The sequence below is a fragment of the Serratia sp. OLAL2 genome (genome assembly GCF_002752475.1).
GTDB classification, from domain to species: domain Bacteria; phylum Pseudomonadota; class Gammaproteobacteria; order Enterobacterales; family Enterobacteriaceae; genus Serratia; species Serratia bockelmannii.
Genome location: NZ_MSTL01000002.1, coordinates 214,715 through 231,046 on the forward strand (window position 1 = coordinate 214,715; position 16,332 = coordinate 231,046).

15 protein-coding genes are annotated in these 16,332 nt (G+C 56.6%); 8 read left to right on the forward strand and 7 right to left on the reverse strand.

The genetic code is table 11. The features are described 5' to 3' along the window. Position 1: 1 nt before the first annotated feature. The 4 genes from BVU99_RS03035 to BVU99_RS03050 form a co-directional block, all read right to left on the reverse strand. On the reverse strand, positions 2–502 hold the full coding sequence (locus BVU99_RS03035) for a hypothetical protein (protein WP_025303281.1): 501 nt from the start codon (positions 500–502) through the stop codon (positions 2–4). Positions 503–602: 100 nt separating this feature from the next. Further along, positions 603–992, reverse strand: coding sequence for a DUF3592 domain-containing protein (locus BVU99_RS03040; RefSeq protein WP_025303280.1), 390 nt, complete (start codon positions 990–992; stop codon positions 603–605). Between the two features lie 10 nt (positions 993–1,002). Continuing rightward, positions 1,003–3,342 (reverse strand): type VI secretion system tip protein TssI/VgrG, encoded by a 2,340-nt coding sequence (gene tssI, locus BVU99_RS03045; protein ID WP_025303279.1) that lies wholly within the window; start codon positions 3,340–3,342, stop codon positions 1,003–1,005. Between the two features lie 512 nt (positions 3,343–3,854). Next, positions 3,855–4,787 carry a LysR family transcriptional regulator gene (locus BVU99_RS03050; protein ID WP_025303278.1) on the reverse strand — a complete coding sequence of 311 codons (933 nt, stop codon included), beginning with the start codon at positions 4,785–4,787 and terminating at the stop codon, positions 3,855–3,857. Between the two features lie 97 nt (positions 4,788–4,884). Here BVU99_RS03050 and pcp point away from each other — a divergent pair, with 97 nt between their 5' ends. Continuing rightward, complete coding sequence (gene pcp, locus BVU99_RS03055; RefSeq protein ID WP_025303277.1) at positions 4,885–5,532, forward strand: pyroglutamyl-peptidase I; 648 nt, start codon at positions 4,885–4,887, stop codon at positions 5,530–5,532. Positions 5,533–5,566: 34 nt separating this feature from the next. On the opposite strand, the gene BVU99_RS03060 is transcribed toward pcp, so the two are convergent. The 3 genes from BVU99_RS03060 to ydgT all read right to left on the reverse strand — a co-directional run bounded on the left by BVU99_RS03060 (position 5,567) and on the right by ydgT (position 7,516). Further along, positions 5,567–6,598, reverse strand: a complete 1,032-nt coding sequence (locus tag BVU99_RS03060) for an NADP-dependent oxidoreductase (protein WP_025303276.1) — start codon at positions 6,596–6,598, stop codon at positions 5,567–5,569. Positions 6,599–6,683: 85 nt separating this feature from the next. After that, positions 6,684–7,103, reverse strand: a complete 420-nt coding sequence (uspC, locus tag BVU99_RS03065; protein WP_025303275.1) for a universal stress protein UspC — start codon at positions 7,101–7,103, stop codon at positions 6,684–6,686. Between the two features lie 197 nt (positions 7,104–7,300). Beyond that, positions 7,301–7,516: a transcription modulator YdgT gene (gene ydgT, locus BVU99_RS03070; RefSeq protein ID WP_025303274.1), complete on the reverse strand. Its 216-nt coding sequence runs from the start codon at positions 7,514–7,516 to the stop codon at positions 7,301–7,303. A 1,337-nt stretch (positions 7,517–8,853) separates the two neighbouring features. Here ydgT and flhD point away from each other — a divergent pair. From flhD to tsr, 7 genes are all read left to right on the forward strand, one after another. Next, positions 8,854–9,204 (forward strand): flagellar transcriptional regulator FlhD, encoded by a 351-nt coding sequence (gene flhD, locus BVU99_RS03075; protein WP_004934891.1) that lies wholly within the window; start codon positions 8,854–8,856, stop codon positions 9,202–9,204. Next, positions 9,204–9,788: a flagellar transcriptional regulator FlhC gene (gene flhC / locus BVU99_RS03080; protein WP_016927281.1), complete on the forward strand. Its 585-nt coding sequence runs from the start codon at positions 9,204–9,206 to the stop codon at positions 9,786–9,788. Before flhD ends, flhC begins: the two co-directional genes overlap by 1 nt. A 145-nt stretch (positions 9,789–9,933) precedes the next feature. Then, positions 9,934–10,824, forward strand: a complete 891-nt coding sequence (gene motA / locus BVU99_RS03085) for a flagellar motor stator protein MotA (protein ID WP_015378266.1) — start codon at positions 9,934–9,936, stop codon at positions 10,822–10,824. Then, complete coding sequence (gene motB / locus BVU99_RS03090) at positions 10,821–11,897, forward strand: flagellar motor protein MotB (protein WP_043138656.1); 1,077 nt, start codon at positions 10,821–10,823, stop codon at positions 11,895–11,897. Before motA ends, motB begins: the two co-directional genes overlap by 4 nt. Further along, positions 11,894–13,915, forward strand: a complete 2,022-nt coding sequence (gene cheA, locus BVU99_RS03095; protein ID WP_099817135.1) for a chemotaxis protein CheA — start codon at positions 11,894–11,896, stop codon at positions 13,913–13,915. Before motB ends, cheA begins: the two co-directional genes overlap by 4 nt. A gap of 32 nt (positions 13,916–13,947) precedes the next feature. Next, complete coding sequence (gene cheW, locus BVU99_RS03100; RefSeq protein ID WP_025303271.1) at positions 13,948–14,448, forward strand: chemotaxis protein CheW; 501 nt, start codon at positions 13,948–13,950, stop codon at positions 14,446–14,448. Between the two features lie 195 nt (positions 14,449–14,643). Further along, positions 14,644–16,314, forward strand: coding sequence for a methyl-accepting chemotaxis protein (gene tsr, locus BVU99_RS03105; RefSeq protein WP_049209060.1), 1,671 nt, complete (start codon positions 14,644–14,646; stop codon positions 16,312–16,314). The last annotated feature ends 18 nt before the right edge of the window (positions 16,315–16,332 follow it).

The window sequence follows — 16,332 nt, forward strand, 5'->3', positions numbered from 1 at the left end:
ATCAAGAGGACAGTGCGTTGTCCTTCCCGTTTATTCCGCGAGCCAGCAGCACGGCGGCGACGGACAATGACGCGGCGATCGCCTTGGCGGTAAATTGGCCGGTGCTCTCCAGGTGATAGGGCGCAAAAAATCCGACGCCGGCGGTGCTCAGAACCAGCAGCGCGACGAGCGCCGCAAAACAGGGCAGCTCTATCGCCAGCGTCAGTCTGCCGGGTGTCGCCGCACCGAGGTAACGCATCAAAAAACCGGGCAAAATCAGGAACCCGATCAGCTCTGCGGGAGCATTCACTGCAGACATCACCTGCTGATTGTATTTCAGGAGCGCCAGCATCAGCGCGACAAAGATCAGCAACCGCATGGGTAAGGCGGCCGCTCGGCTTGCCGACAAAAAGGTTTTGCCGATCGCAGCGAGCAATACGCAGCCGACCAGGATGCCAAAGACGGTAAACAGGATCTGTCCCCAGAGGCTGTCCTGCGTCGAAAAGGCAATGAACGCGCCCATCGTGACACTTCCTTATGCAAGGTGATTTAGCGAACTGATGAACGATAAGCCGTTTGCAGAACGTTGAAATCGGATCGCGTGATTGAGGGATCCTTTTCGCTTAAAGCCGGGAAAGCTCTTCGATCACCGCTTTTTTGGGGTTCTTCGGGTCGTACTTTATCGCGGTGAAATGGCCCGGCTGATAACGAGGCAGATCTACGACGCTGATCGGGCCTTTCGCCACGGCCGTATGGTTTTTCCCGTCTTGGGCGATGTACTTGACTTCGACTTCGCAGACCGGCCGATTTCCGTCCCACAGGTTGGTCTGGCGAATGCTGACGATTTGCCCAGAGGCGGAAATACCGTTCTCCATCACGCTGAGGGAAGAACCGATATGTTTGAAATAACCCCAGATATCGACCGTGATGAATTTGAAAAAGCCCACCAGACTGAGGATGGGAGCCAATAAAATCAACCCGATAACGGTGAAAACATTTTTGGCCTTCGACATGGGAGTCCCTTTACAAGAAGATCGCCAGCGCCTTGGTGCTCAGCCGTAAGGCGCCGTTGGTGACCAGCGCGCCAAGCTGAGTGAACGTCATGGGATCATTACTGAGCTTGAAATTGGTTTTGCTGATCGACAGCGGGTTATGCGAGATATCCAGCATCGTGTGTTTAAGGCTGGTCGCCGTCAACGAAAGATTGGAGCCGTAGAAGGCAAAATTGGCCCCGGTCGCCACCCATTTCCAGCCGTGGCAGTTATCTTTCCAGTTCGGCGTTTGTACCGAGACGCCGTCCGCACTGGTGATATCAATGGTTTTCGCCTTGATGGTCAGCGTGCCGGTGATCGTCGTGTTCTGGTTATTATTATAGGTTTCGGTGACATCCCCGGTCACGGTAGCGGTCTGGCCGCCCGCTTCAATCGTCAGGACTTGCCCGCCGGCAGTAATGGTGGTGTGCTGACCGCCGGCGGTGATGTTGACGGTCTGCCCCTGCTTGATGGTGCTGGTCTGTTGCCCTTCGGTAATGTCGAGGGTCTGGTTGCCTTTCACCGTGACATGCTGGGTTTGCGTAATGTTTTGCGTCTGCGCGCCGTCAAGCTTGAAAGACTGATTGCCGGTGATGTCGATTTTATCGCCGCCGTCGATAATCGTCAGGTCGCGGCCGCCTTTGATGTTCACCGTCTGGTGAGCGTTCAGGTTGGCGGTGTCCAGCCCATTGACGGTCGTCGTGCGTTTCGCTTTGTACAGGAACGTGGCGTCGCCGGTGACGGTGTCGTCCTGCTGGCGCCCGATGGTGGTGGTGCGACTGCCGTCAATATTGACGTTCTTGTCGTTTTCCACCGTCATGTTCATGTTGCGTTCGGCATGCATGTCGAACGATTCGTTGCCGGGCGAGTCTTCCAGGAACAGGAAGCTGGCGTTGTCGGCGCCGCCGCCTTTACTGCGGCTCATAAAGCCCATTTTAGTGGCGTCGCCGGGCAGATCCCACGGCGGCATGCTGTCTTCGTTGTAAACGCGGCCGGTGATGATAGGGCGATCCGGATCGCCGTTGATAAAGTCGACCACCACTTCCTCACCCACGCGCGGGATCTGGATCCCACCGTATTTCCAGCCGGCCCAGGCGCTCGAGACGCGCACCCAACAGGAACTGGTTTCATTGCCGCTGCCGTGGCGATCCCAACGGAATTTGAGTTTCACCCGGCCATATTTATCGGTCCAGATGCTTTCGCCTTCCGGGCCCACTACTTCGGCAGTTTGCGGGCCGTGGGTTTTCGGCCAAGGCGTGGTGCGCGCCGGGCGCCAATTGATGTCCGCCGGAACGACCTGAAATTCGGTTCGCTGCTCGCCAACATCATTATCGTTGCTGGCGTAGCTGTTTTCCTGCATGAAGTACTGCGCGCTGACCACCAGGTAGGCGCGGTTGTCTTCCATACGCGGCGCCTGGGTCAGTTGAAAACGGTAGCCGGGCGCAATGCCCTGCGAATTGCCTTCGCCGCTCATCTGCTCGTGCTGCGCTTCGAACTCCTGTTGGCGAACCTTGACGTAAAACTGGCCGTGGGCGTGATCGGTATAGCGACCGGGCCAGTCGAACACCTCGGCTTTGTCCTGCGCGAACGAGGCGGGATTCTGCCGGGCCTCCAGCAACCGCGCGCGCGGCTTACGAAAATCGTAGTCATCCAGGCTATAGAGGCTGGGCGTGATGGCGTCAGAAACGCTCCAGCTATTGATGCTGTCCTTGTTTTCCACCAGGCCGCCTTCCGCGAGCTGGTAGGGAATGCTGGCGTAGCCGGCGAGTTCCTGATGGGCCGCCGGCGCGTCAGCCAGCACCAGCGTATGGCCGTCTTGCTGGTGCGTGAAATAATAATAGATGCCTTCGTGTTCCATCAGACGGCTGATGAAATCGAAATCGCTCTCCTGATACTGCACGCAGTATCCCCAGATGCGGTAGTCGTAACTCAGGCGGTTATCGATTTTCACCTGATACTGCCCCAGCACCTGAGTCAGGATGTCGGGAACGGTTTTTTCCTGGTGGATGCGAAAATCGCGGTTTTGCGTCAGATACCACAGCGTGGGGCGCAGCACGGCGCGGTAGATATAGTAACGGTTGCCGCCAGCTTCTCGGCCGGAGAGGGTCATGCGCGTGATATTGCCGTTGAGATAACGCGGTGCCAACGGATTGCCCCGCAGCTCCAGCGTGATTTTTTGTCCCAGCAGCGCTTTCAGATCGAGCCGATTGTCGGGGCTGAGCAACTCGACGTCGAACTCGAACAATCCGGCCAGTTTTTCCTCGCCGGAAAGGCTTCTGAACAACAGCTGATGGGAGGGCAAGGGCGTGTGCGCAATGATAAGACGATCCATACTATTCCCCGCTTTAGGCATAGCTACCGCACGAGAATTGACGCGCGATCCCGATGGCGTATCTGTCACGAATAGAGACAGGAACTGACGAAAGATTTAACAAAGTTTACACAAAGGCACGATTTGTGCAGTCTACAATAGAGCTCTGCATTTGCAAAATAGCCTTGTGGATCAATGCTCAATTCGTTAACTTGCTCACGATCTTGTTTTTTATTATCTAAAACATATAGATGCGAGCAGATCATTTTTTATCTCAAATTATTGGGAAATTGGTAATACCAAAGAATAAATGTGTAACACATAAGTCAACGTGCTTATAAAACAACTCTTTTTTTACGTAAAAAAAGTCACTGACTGTTTTTTATCCTTACCATTTGCCAGTTAAAGATGATCAAATATATAAATTTGGCGAATGTTAATTCGGATGATTCCTATTTGGTGGGCGTCCCAGGGCCCACCGACGGGCCTGGGAACATGCGTTTGAACGGTTGAAAATGCAGCGAATGCCGTCGTTAACGTGGAGAGGAGTCGAAGGAGAGTTGACCTACCAGCTCGCAGAGCCAGATTAAAGCCGGGTCGCGTTGCGCCTGCCGGCCGGCGATCAGCTCAATGGGGAAAGGCGCGATGGCCAACTCGTCAGGCAGCGGGAGAATGCGTACGCGTTGCGGATCGGAAAAATGCCGGGCCGCGCTGGCGGCCAGCGTGGCGATCAGATCGCTGTCGGCGACCACGGCCGGCAGAGCGGCAATATGTGAAAAGGTCACGGCGACTCGCCGCTGACCGCCGATTTCCGCCAGACGCCGGTCGACCAGCCCTCTGGCAGAGCCATCGTCTGCCGGTGCGTACAGCCCATGCGGCAGGCTGAGGTAGCGTGCCAGATCCCAGCGGCCATCCGCCAGCTGGGGGTGTGAACGGCTGGCGATACACACCAGGTGCTCTTCAAACAACGTGCGCACATAGTGGCTTTCCGCACCGGAAAGATGTCCTCCCAGCGCGATATCCACCTCGCCGCGATCCAGTTGCCGATAAATATTGTGGCGATCCAGACGCGAAACGCGAATATCGATGCCGGGGGCGGTCTGACGCAACCGGCTGATGAGGGTGGGCAGCAGCAAGATATCGGCATAGTCGCCGGCCGCCAGCGTAAAACGCCGCTGCCCGGCGGTGGCCGGATCGAAACGGGCAGGGGGGGCCAACGCCAGATGGATCTGTTCAAGCACCTGCTGTATTTGCGGCATCAATTGGTGGGCGCGCGGCGTGGGTGACATGCCGCCGCCGCTGCGCACAAACAGGGGATCGTTGAGAAGAATGCGCAGCCGCGCCAATGCATTGCTGACGGAGGGCTGAGCGCGGTTAAGACGCCGGCCTGCGGCGGTGACGTTGCGCGTCTGATACAACGCCTCAAACACCACCAGCAAGTTGAGATCGACGCTGGCTAAATTCATTTTATGAATACTCTATATACAGATAATCCATTTCCAGAATCATACTGTGTTCTTTAGGCTGAAAGCACACAAATTTAGCCTTCAATCAGGGGAAATGATGAACAAAGTCTTGGTCACCGGCATTGAGCCGTTCGATGGCGATGCGGTGAATCCTTCCTGGCAAATTGCGCAGGCGCTGGCCGGTGAACATATTGCCGGCGCGGAGATCGCGGTGCTCGAGCTGCCCTGCGTATTGGGCGTGGCCAATCAGCAATTGATCGCGGCGATTGAGGCGCTGCAGCCGCTGGCGGTGATTTGTCTGGGCCTGGCCGGCGGCCGGGCCGAGATTTCGCTGGAACGGGTGGCCATCAATCTGATCGATGCCCGCATTCCCGACAATGCCGGTAAACAGCCGATCGACGTACCGGTGGTGGCGGGCGGGCCGGTAGGGTATTTTAGCACGTTGCCGGTGAAGGCCGCAGTGCAGCAGCTGCGCCGACAGGGGATCCCGGCGGCGGTCTCTTATACGGCAGGTACCTATAACTGCAACCATATTTTTTACGGTCTGCGGCACTATCTGGAGACGCAGCACGTGAGTGTCAGGGGGGGATTCGTACATATTCCGTACAGTCATGAACTGGCGGCGTCCCATCCGGGCAAGCCGAGCATGGCGCTGGCGACGATGGTGGAAGCGGTGCGCACGGTCGTACAGGTGACGCTGACGGTAGAGGAAGATGTGCGATTCGGCGACGGCGCCGTACATTAAAAGCAGGGCGTGGTGTACCACGCCCTGCTACGGGTTATTCGTCGGCGACGCGGATCACCAGTTTGCCGAAGTTTTTGCCCTGCAGCAGGCCGATAAACGCCTGCGGCGCCTGCTCCAGCCCATCAACGATGTCCTCGCGGAACTTGATTTTCCCCTGTTCTACCCAACTGCTCATTTGTTGCAAGAATTCGTCAAAGCGTGAGCCGTAGTCGTCGAAGATGATAAAGCCCTGCATGCGGATGCGTTTGCGCAGGATCAGCCCTTCCAGCAGGGGCAAGCGGTCCGGCCCCGCAGGTAATCCGGTGGCATTGTAATGGGCGATGATGCCGCACACCGGAATGCGTGCTTTGGTGTTCAACAGCGGCAGCACGGCGTCGAACACCGCCCCACCGACGTTTTCGTAATAGATGTCGATGCCTTTTGGGCAGGCGGCCGCCAGCTGTTCGGCAAAGTCAGGGGCGCGGTGATCGAGACAGGCGTCGAAACCCAACTCTTCCACCACATAGCGGCATTTTTCCGCACCGCCGGCGACGCCGACGACGCGGCAGCCTTTCAGCTTCCCGATTTGGCCGACCACCGAACCGACCGCACCGCTGGCGGCGGCGACCACCAGCGTTTCACCTGCCTGCGGTTGGCCGATGTCGAGCAACCCCATGTAAGCGGTAAATCCCGGCATGCCCAGCACGCCCAGCAGGCGGGAAGGATGCGGCAGGTGCGGGCCTAGGTTGCGCAAGCCGCTGCCGTCAGACAGGGCGTAATCCTGCCAGCCGTCATAACCCAACACCCAATCGCCGACGTTGAAATCGGGATGCTGTGAAGCCGCCACGCGCGATACCGTCCCGCCCACCATGACCTGACCGATCTCCACCGGCGGCGCGTAGGAGGGGGCATCGCTCATGCGCCCGCGCATATAAGGATCCAGCGACAGATAAACGGTGCGCAGCACCAACTGCCCAGCGGCGGGCTGCGGTGCGGGGACGGTATCGAGACGGAAGTTGGCCGCCGTCGGTTCACCATGAGGACGCGAAGCCAGCAGGAAGCGGCGGTTCTGTTGAGAAGGGGACATCGAAAGCTCCTTTGCGTTGCGACAAACAAGATTCGTTAAGCCTAGTCCAGGGGCGGCAAGGCAACGTTACCGAATGTGCTTAGCCTTAGAGCGGAACGATCAGCACGTCGATATGGCTGATATTGATAAAGCGGGCGGCGGAACAGGAGACCTTATTCATCATGCCGTCGCGATGGTTGCCGCAGAGCAGCAGGTCGAACGGCTGACGGCGGCTGGCGTATTCCAGGCTATCACCCAGCTCGCCGTGCACGATCAACGTATCGGCGATCGGGTAACCGGCGCGTTGACGCAGTTCCTCCATAAACAGCCGGGTTTCCTCCTCCATCAACGTGCGTAAATCGCCCAGCATTGGCCCGGCGAAATTATTGTACATTTCCGGGTTGGCGAGCGTGCTCAGCAAGGTGATGCTGCCGCTGTAAGGGCGGACGATGGAGACGGCCTTTTCCACCAGACGGTGGCTGTCAGGGGCAACGGCAACGGTGACCAGAACGTTTTGATACCCCATATCCTACTCCTTGTTGTATCCATCGTGTTTCAGGCTGCCGCATCGGTGGCCTTGGTGGAAGTCTTGCGTCGGATAAAGGGTAGAACCTGGTGGGTGGAATAAATGTGTTTCGCATCACGCGCGGCAATAAAAGCTGAATTTGCACCGGTTATATAGCAATAAAAGATAAAACCGTTGCCGCACGTAATTTCACTGAATTAAAGCACCTGCGTCCACAGCGTTTTCGGCACCTTGCCCAGATCGAACAGTTTACCGGCAACCAGCTCAGCGCGACGGTGGTCGGCAGCGCGGTACATATTGCTCATTTCTGTATCATTTTCAATGGAGTAGTTCAGTTTGTCGTACACCTTCTCCAGGCTGTCCAAAGAGGAGCATTTACGGAATGTCAGCAGATATTCGAGCGTATCGGTCATGATTAAAATATAGCCTGTTAATAGTTAAAGCCGGGTGAATAACACATCGGCGGCTCACGGCGACGCCGTCGAGGTAGCGATGTACGACCTGACAAAAATCATTTCAAGTAGATAAATTGCACTGGGTAATGATGTCACGCCGCCCGTAGCGGCGCTTTGATAAATCATAATATGCCCGTGCGCCGTCAGCAATCTCATCCTGCTGATAAATGGAGAAATAGGGAAAGTCTCAGGGCGGCTGACGGCAGACGCGTCGTCGTCGCTGCTGTGCACAAGCACGCGCTGCCGTGCCAGGCCTCATTCTGCAGTGATTTTTTCACCCGGCCGCGGCATTGGGTGGTGTTTTTCGCCGCCGCTGACGTTAAAACGCCGTTTTTCTCGATGGAGAAATATGAAGAGTAAAACAAAACTGCGTTTTATTTTATGACCATCAGGGGATGAAATCGTAAGCCATGTAAATAATCATCTGGGGATGAGGGGAAATTATCACGACGACAAAAAAGAAATAAAAAGCATTAAAGTTTTATGGCGTGCTGCCGATATATCGTTTTGGCGGAATTTAACGCAAAAAAAGTATTCTTGCATCGTGCTAATACGGAAACATATCGTTACGTCTGTGAGCTTGTTCACTACGCCCGCGAATCATTGATAAGCCATAATCACCTGATGTTGAAAATTAAAACAGCCTCAGGCTGGGGGCTTAAGTCAAATCCGATAGCTAATAACCTTATAGTTTACACTGGTTATTTTTCAGCTTGGATATTTTTTAGTAACTCAAATGGTTATTTATACTGAGTTTGTTGCCTATATACAGATTTTTGTTCTGTTATTTTGGTTTGGTAATGCTTTTGTTCGAATTGATCTAAAAAAGATAATTTTTTGGCGGATAAACATTGTTTTTAAGACGTTTTTTTACCTATGGTTGTTTTGTGTACAAAATGGCGGTCAATAAGTGAGCGTATTTGGGGGTATTTGGCTTAATTATTTTTTATTTTTGTGATCTATGTCACATTGTATTTAAAATTGCCTCTCACTTACATTGTGTGTGCTAATGGTTCGGGGGTAGAGTTGCGCTGCTTTAGGAATAATCTTATTAAATTTGTAAAAATAGTTTCATGGTGACTAAACACTATCGAAGCAGAATGCTGTACATCCATACACGTAGGTTTACGCTCGTAGCAAATACTGAACAGTGGTCGAATTTAGCGATTGTAGAAAATTATAGCAGTCGTTTTTGAGAGATTAATTTGCCAACTTTGGGAAACAACCCAAGTCACGGGCGATAAAATTTATCACCCAGCGTATGTTTTTAAACATAGTCTGTCGGGATGGGGAATATGGGTACGTCTGAATTACTTAAGCATATTTATGACATCAATTTGTCATATTTACTTTTAGCACAGCGTTTGATCAACGATGAAAAAGCGTCTGCGATGTTCCGCCTGGGTATTGATGAAACCATGGCCGATGCGCTGGCGCAGCTGACTTTGCCGCAAATGGTCAAACTGGCCGAGACCAACCAGCTGGTTTGCCACTTCCGCTTTAACGAAAGCCAGACCATCGAACGCCTGACCAAAGAGTCGCGCGTCGACGATCTGCAACAAATCCATACCGGCATTTTGCTATCAAGCCATTTACTGCAAGAGCTATCGAGTAAAGACGCTAGCCCGACGAAGAAAAGAGCCTGATGATGGTTGAGAAAAGTATCGTTCAAGAAGCCAAGGACATTCAGCTCGCTATGGAGCTGATTTCGCTGGGAGCCCGACTGCAGATGCTGGAGAGTGAAACTCAGCTCAGCCGTGGGCGCTTGATTAAACTTTACAAGGAGTTACGCGGCAGCCCGCCGCCAAAAGGAATGTTACCGTTCTCAACCGACTGGTTTATGACCTGGGAACAAAATATTCACTCGTCGATGTTTTACAACGCCTACCTGTTTCTGATGAAAAGCGGGCAGTGCAGCGGAGTGGAGGCGGTGATCAAAGCCTATCGCCTCTACCTGGAACAGTGCCCGCAGCAGGCCGGCGAGGCGCCGCTGCTGGCGCTGACCCGTGCCTGGACGCTGGTGCGTTTCGTCGATAGCGGCATGTTGCAGCTCTCCGCCTGCAGCTGCTGCGGCGGCGCATTTATCACTCATGCGCATCAGCCGCTGAATGGTTTCATCTGCAGTTTATGCCAACCTCCATCCCGCGCCGTAAAAAGACGTAAACTTTCGCCGCAACTGGCCGATATTATTCCTCAACTGCTGGACGAGCAGGTCAAACGCGCCATTTGAGCCGCCACGTTGCCGGCTCTCGGCAATGAATACCGACGTGTGATACGCAGGGGCGGCATGCCGCCCCCAGACACGCAGCCTGGTCTGTCGCGCCAGGGCGCGTTTGCCCCACCTTCCATCCACATTGTTAATTTAAGGAATGCGTGTGCTAGTTATTTTGGGTTATCTCGTGGTATTGGGTGCGGTGTTTGGCGGCTACCTGATCGTGGGCGGTCATCTCGGTGCGTTATACCAACCGGCGGAGTTTCTGATTATCGGCGGGGCGGGTGTCGGCGCTTTCATCGTCGGCAACAACGGCAAGGCAATCAAAGCCACGCTGCGCGCGCTGCCGCGGCTGATGCGCCGTTCCAAATACAACAAAGATCTGTACATGGATCTGATGGCGCTGTTGTTCCGCCTGCTGGCCAAATCTCGTCAGCAAGGCATGCTGTCGCTCGAGTTCGATATCGATAATCCGCAAGAAAGTGAAATTTTCTCTAATTATCCGCGCATCCTTGCCGATAACACCCTGGTGGAGTTCATTACCGACTATTTACGGCTGATGGTGAGCGGCAATATGAATGCGTTCGAGATCGAAGCGCTGATGGACGAAGAGATCGAAACCTACGAGCAGGAAAGCGAAGTGCCCGCCGGCAGTTTGGCGATGGTGGGTGACTCCTTGCCTGCGTTCGGTATCGTCGCGGCGGTGATGGGGGTGGTACACGCCCTGGCTTCGGCCGATCGGCCGGCCGCGGAACTGGGCGCGCTCATCGCTAACGCCATGGTCGGCACTTTCCTCGGTATTCTGTTGGCCTACGGCTTCATCTCGCCGCTGGCCACGTTGCTGCGCCAGAAGAGCGCCGAAAACGTCAAGATGATGCAGTGCATCAAGGTCACGCTGCTGTCGAGCCTGAACGGATACGCACCGCAGATCGCGGTCGAGTTTGGCCGCAAAACGCTGTATACCACCGAACGTCCTTCTTTCGTTGAGCTGGAAGAACACGTGCGCCGCGTGAAAGCGCCGGCGCAGCAGGCGACGGAAGAAGAAGAAGCATGAAACAGAATCATCCGGTCGTTCTGGTCAGAAAGCGCAAGTCGCATCATGCCGCCCATCACGGCGGCTCCTGGAAGATCGCTTATGCCGACTTTATGACGGCGATGATGGCGTTCTTCCTGGTGATGTGGCTGCTGGCGATCGCCAGCCCGCAGGAGCTGACGCAAATCGCCGAATATTTCCGCACGCCGCTCAAGGTTGCCCTGACCAGCGGCGACAAGAGCAGTTCCGAAAGCAGCCCAATCCCGGGCGGCGGCGACGATCCGACGCAACAGCATGGCCTGGTGAGAAAGCAGGTCGACTCGCCGGACTCGCGCGCCGAAGAGCTGCGCCTGAACAAGCTGCGCGAAAAGCTGGATGAGTTGATTGAGTCCGATCCGCGCCTGAAGGCGCTGCGTCCACATCTGTTGATCAACATGATGGATGAGGGGCTGCGCATTCAGATTATCGATAGCCAGAACCGGCCGATGTTCAAAACCGGCAGCGCGCAGGTCGAGAGTTATATGCGCGATATTCTGCGGGCGATAGCGCCGATCCTCAACGACCTGCCGAACAAGATCAGCCTGTCCGGCCACACCGATGATATCCCTTACGCCACCGGCGAGCGCGGCTACAGCAACTGGGAACTGTCGGCCGATCGCGCCAACGCCTCCCGACGCGAGCTGATTGCCGGCGGCCTGGCGGAAGGCAAGGTGCTGCGGGTGGTGGGCATGGCGGCCACCATGAGCCTTAAACAGCACGGCGCCGATGATGCGATCAACCGTCGTATCACCGTGCTGGTGCTGAACAAGCAAACGCAAGAGGGCATCGAACACGAAAATGCCGAAAGCAACGCGATGGATATCGCCCAGCCGGATAGCCTGAAGCAGCTGGCGCCGTCGGCGACTGCGCCGGCCAGCCAAACGCCGGAACCCCAGGCGGTAACGCCGACCGATCAAGCGACGCCGCCGGCGATGGACCCTGCCGCCCAATCGCAGACATCCCCGGCGATAGCCCCGGCCGGCCAAACGCCGGAACAATCGGCGGCTGCGCCCGCACCGACTAACCGCGACTCACAGCCAGAGGTGACCCCGTGAGCATGGACATTAGCGATTTTTATCAGACCTTCTTTGATGAGGCGGACGAGTTGCTGGCCGACATGGAGCAACACCTGCTGGAGCTGGATCCGCTGGCCCCCGATATCGAGCCGTTGAACGCCATCTTCCGCGCGGCACACTCGATCAAGGGCGGTGCGGCGACCTTTGGCTTTTCGGTGCTGCAGGAAACTACCCACCTGCTGGAGAACCTGCTGGACGGTGCAAGACGCCAGGAAATGAGCCTGAGCACCGAGATTATCAACCTGTTTCTGGAAACCAAAGACATTATGCAGGAGCAACTGGACGCCTATAAAACCTCGCAACAGCCTGACGCCGAAAGCTTTGAATACATTTGCCAGGCGCTGCGCCAGCTGGCGTTGGAAGCGCAACAGCAGCAGGAGGCGCCCGCGGTTCAACCGGCCGTTCAGCAGCCCGTTGTTCAGCACGCAGCCGCGCCGGCGGCGATCGAAGGCGGCATGCGCATCAGCCTGAACGGGCTAAAAGCCAGTGAAATCCCCTTGATGTTGGAAGAGCTGGGCAACCTCGGCGAGGTTAAAGATCCGCATCAGACGGAACACAGTCTGGACGTGACGTTGCTCACCTCCGCCAGCGAAGACGACATCAGCGCCGTGCTGTGCTTCGTGTTGGAACCGGAACAAATCAGCTTCTCGACGCCGACGCAAAGCGAACCGGCCGCCGTGGAAGCGAGCTTACCGGAAGCGGTTGCCGTGCCGGAACCTGCGCCAGCGCCGGTCGCCAGCGCCGTGCCGCCTGCCGCCAAACCGGCGGCCGCAGCGGCGGAAGCGCCGAAAGCGCGCGCCAAGGCGAGCGAATCCACCAGCATTCGCGTGGCGGTGGAAAAGGTGGATCAGCTGATCAACCTGGTGGGCGAGCTGGTGATCACCCAGTCGATGCTGGCGCAACGCTCCGGCACGCTGGATCCGGTGAACCACGGCGATCTGCTGAACAGCATGAGCCAGCTGGAGCGTAACGCGCGCGATCTTCAAGAGTCGGTCATGTCGATCCGCATGATGCCGATGGAATATGTCTTCAGCCGCTACCCGCGCCTGGTGCGCGATTTGGCCGGCAAGCTGAACAAACAGGTGGAACTGACGCTGCAGGGCAGCTCCACCGAACTGGACAAGAGCCTGATCGAACGGATTATCGATCCGTTGACGCACCTGGTGCGCAACAGCCTCGATCACGGTATCGAAGAACCGGCCACCCGCATCGCCGCCGGTAAATCGGCGGTGGGCAATCTGGTGCTGTCGGCCGAACATCAGGGTGGCAACATCTGTATTGAGGTCATCGACGATGGCGCCGGCCTGAACCGCGAAAAAATTCTCGCCAAGGCCGCGTCGCAAGGGCTGGCGGTCAGCGACAGCATGAGCGACGAAGAGGTCGGCATGCTGATCTTTGCTCCGGGCTTCTCTACCGCCGAGCAGGTGACCGACGTTTCCGGCCGTGGCGTCGGCATGGACGTGGTGAAACGGAATATTCAGGAGATGGGCGGCCACGTCGAGATCCGTTCACAGGCCGGTAAAGGCACCACCATCCGCATCCTGCTGCCGTTGACGCTGGCGATCCTTGACGGCATGTCGGTCAAAGTGAACGACGAAGTCTTTATCCTGCCGCTGAACGCGGTGATGGAATCGCTGCAGCCGCAGGCGGAAGATCTTCATCCGTTGGCCGGCGGCGAACGCGTGCTGCAGGTGCGCGGCGAATACCTGCCGCTGGTAGAACTGTATCGGGTATTTGAAGTGGAAGGCGCCAAAACCGACGCCACGCAGGGCATCGTCGTCATCCTGCAAAGTGCCGGCCGCCGCTATGCGTTGCTGGTGGATCAGCTGATCGGCCAGCATCAGGTGGTGGTGAAGAATCTGGAAAGCAACTACCGCAAAGTGCCGGGCATCTCCGCCGCGACCATTTTGGGCGACGGCAGCGTGGCCTTGATCGTCGATGTCTCGGCGTTGCAAACCTTGAACCGTGAAAAGCGTCTGACGGACGCCGCCGCATAATAATGAGTTTATTGATTTAAAAGGTGAATGATATGGCAGGATTGGCAGCCGTCAGCAAATTGGCTGGCGAAACGGTAGGGCAAGAGTTTCTGATTTTCACCCTGGGCAACGAGGAGTACGGCATCGATATCCTCAAGGTGCAGGAAATTCGCGGCTACGATCAGGTGACCCGCATCGCCAACACCCCGGCGTTCATCAAGGGGGTCACTAACCTGCGCGGCGTGATCGTCCCGATCATCGATCTGCGGGTGAAATTCTCGCAGCAAAGCGTGTCTTACGATGAGAACACCGTGGTGATCGTACTGAACTTTGGCCAGCGCGTGGTGGGCATCGTGGTTGACGGCGTCTCCGACGTGCTGTCATTGACCGCCGAGCAGATCCGTCCGGCGCCGGAGTTCGCGGTGACGCTGGCGACTGAATACCTGACCGGCCTCGGTTCGCTGGGCGAGCGCATGTTGATCCTGGTGGATATCGAAAAGCTGCTGAGCAGCGAAGAGATGTCGCTGGTCGACAGCGTGGCGAAAAGCGTCTGATCCAAGACACAAGGGGGCAGGGCGCTGCCCCCTTCATCCATCACTCTTCCTGACCTGTCGCGATGCCGCAGACCGTACCAGTAACCCCCACTAAAAATAGTTACTTTCCCGCATAAAGTTTTGCCGCGCGGCGCCGATAACTCTCACATTCAACGTCATCAGAGCCTGTCTGCGCGGGCTTCAACAAGGGAAATCATGTTAAATCGTATGAAGGTGGTCACCAGCCTGTTGCTGGTGTTGGTGCTGTTTGGCGCCTTGCAGTTGATTTCGGGCGGACTCTTTTTCTCCTCGCTGAAAAGCGATAAGGAAAACTTTACCGTCCTGCAAACTATCCGCCAGCAGCAGCTGCAGCTGAGTGAAAGCCGCGTTGACCTGCTGCAGGCGCGCAACTCCCTGAACCGTGCCGGTATTCGCTACATGATGGATACCAACAAGATCGGCAGCGGCGCCACCATTGATGAACTGCTGGCCAAGGCGAAAGAAGAGCTGGGCGAAGCGGAAAGACACTACGCCGCGTACGAGAAAATCCCTCAGGATCCGCGCCAGGATCCTCAGGCGGCGGAGCGCCTCAAGCATCAGTACGATGTGCTGTACGGCGCGCTCTCCGAGCTGATCCAACTGTTGGGCGAAGGCAAAATCAACGCGTTCTTCGATCAGCCTACGCAGAGCTACCAGGACAACTTTGAGCAGAGCTACAACGTTTACCTGGAGCAAAACGGCAAGCTGTACCAGATCGCAGTCGACGGCAGCAACAGCTCCTATAACTCGGCCATCTGGACGCTGATCGTGATCCTGGTGGTGGTGCTGGCGGTGATCGTGCTGGTCTGGACCGGTATCCATCACATCCTGGTGCGCCCGCTGAACCGCATGATCGATCACATCAAACAGATCGCCGCCGGCGACCTGACTCAGCAGATCGTCGTCAACAGCCGCAACGAAATGGGCGTGCTGGCGGCCAGCCTGAAACACATGCAAGGCGAACTGATTGAAACCGTCAGCGGCGTACGTCAGGGCGCGGATGCCATCTACAGCGGCGCGTCAGAAATCGCTGCGGGCAACAACGATCTCTCCTCCCGCACCGAGCAGCAGGCCGCGTCGCTGGAAGAGACCGCCGCCAGCATGGAACAGCTGACCGCGACGGTGAAACAGAACGCCGAAAACGCCCGTCAGGCTTCACAGCTGGCGTTGAGCGCCTCCGAAACCGCACAGAAAGGCGGCAAGGTTGTGGCCAACGTGGTGCAGACCATGCATGACATCGCCGGCAGCTCGCAGAAAATTGCCGATATCACCGGCGTGATCGACGGTATCGCCTTCCAGACCAACATCCTGGCGTTGAACGCCGCGGTGGAAGCGGCGCGTGCCGGCGAGCAGGGCCGCGGCTTCGCGGTGGTGGCCGGCGAAGTGCGTAACCTGGCGCAGCGCAGCGCGCAGGCGGCGAAAGAGATCAAAGGCCTGATCGAAGATTCGGTCAGCCGCGTCGATATGGGCTCTGTGCTGGTCGAAAGCGCCGGTGAAACCATGGGCGACATCGTCAATGCCGTCACCCGCGTGACCGACATCATGGGCGAAATCGCCTCGGCGTCGGACGAGCAGAGCCGCGGTATCGATCAGGTTGGCCAGGCGGTAGCGGAAATGGACCGCGTCACCCAGCAGAACGCCTCGTTGGTGGAAGAATCCGCCTCGGCGGCGGCGGCGCTGGAAGAACAGGCCAGCATGCTGACCCAGTCGGTGGCGGTATTCCGCCTGAGGTCGGAAGGCCAGGAAGAGTTTAAAGCGCCTGTCACCAGCAAGGCGACGGTAACACCGGTAATCAATCATAAGAAAATGAACGCCAGCGATCTGCAGGATAACTGGGAAACGTTCTGACCGGTATCGGGCCTCTCT

What these genes read in the sequence shown, in the direction of transcription:
- BVU99_RS03035 (WP_025303281.1), bottom strand. Translation starts at nt 502, where the DNA reads ATGGGCGCGTTCATTGCCTTTTCGACGCAGGACAGCCTCTGGGGACAG.
- BVU99_RS03040 (WP_025303280.1), bottom strand. Translation starts at nt 992, where the DNA reads ATGTCGAAGGCCAAAAATGTTTTCACCGTTATCGGGTTGATTTTATTG.
- tssI (WP_025303279.1), bottom strand. Translation starts at nt 3,342, where the DNA reads ATGGATCGTCTTATCATTGCGCACACGCCCTTGCCCTCCCATCAGCTG.
- BVU99_RS03050 (WP_025303278.1), bottom strand. Translation starts at nt 4,787, where the DNA reads ATGAATTTAGCCAGCGTCGATCTCAACTTGCTGGTGGTGTTTGAGGCG.
- pcp (WP_025303277.1), top strand. Translation starts at nt 4,885, where the DNA reads ATGAACAAAGTCTTGGTCACCGGCATTGAGCCGTTCGATGGCGATGCG.
- BVU99_RS03060 (WP_025303276.1), bottom strand. Translation starts at nt 6,598, where the DNA reads ATGTCCCCTTCTCAACAGAACCGCCGCTTCCTGCTGGCTTCGCGTCCT.
- uspC (WP_025303275.1), bottom strand. Translation starts at nt 7,103, where the DNA reads ATGGGGTATCAAAACGTTCTGGTCACCGTTGCCGTTGCCCCTGACAGC.
- ydgT (WP_025303274.1), bottom strand. Translation starts at nt 7,516, where the DNA reads ATGACCGATACGCTCGAATATCTGCTGACATTCCGTAAATGCTCCTCT.
- flhD (WP_004934891.1), top strand. Translation starts at nt 8,854, where the DNA reads ATGGGTACGTCTGAATTACTTAAGCATATTTATGACATCAATTTGTCA.
- flhC (WP_016927281.1), top strand. Translation starts at nt 9,204, where the DNA reads ATGATGGTTGAGAAAAGTATCGTTCAAGAAGCCAAGGACATTCAGCTC.
- motB (WP_043138656.1), top strand. Translation starts at nt 10,821, where the DNA reads ATGAAACAGAATCATCCGGTCGTTCTGGTCAGAAAGCGCAAGTCGCAT.
- cheW (WP_025303271.1), top strand. Translation starts at nt 13,948, where the DNA reads ATGGCAGGATTGGCAGCCGTCAGCAAATTGGCTGGCGAAACGGTAGGG.
- tsr (WP_049209060.1), top strand. Translation starts at nt 14,644, where the DNA reads ATGTTAAATCGTATGAAGGTGGTCACCAGCCTGTTGCTGGTGTTGGTG.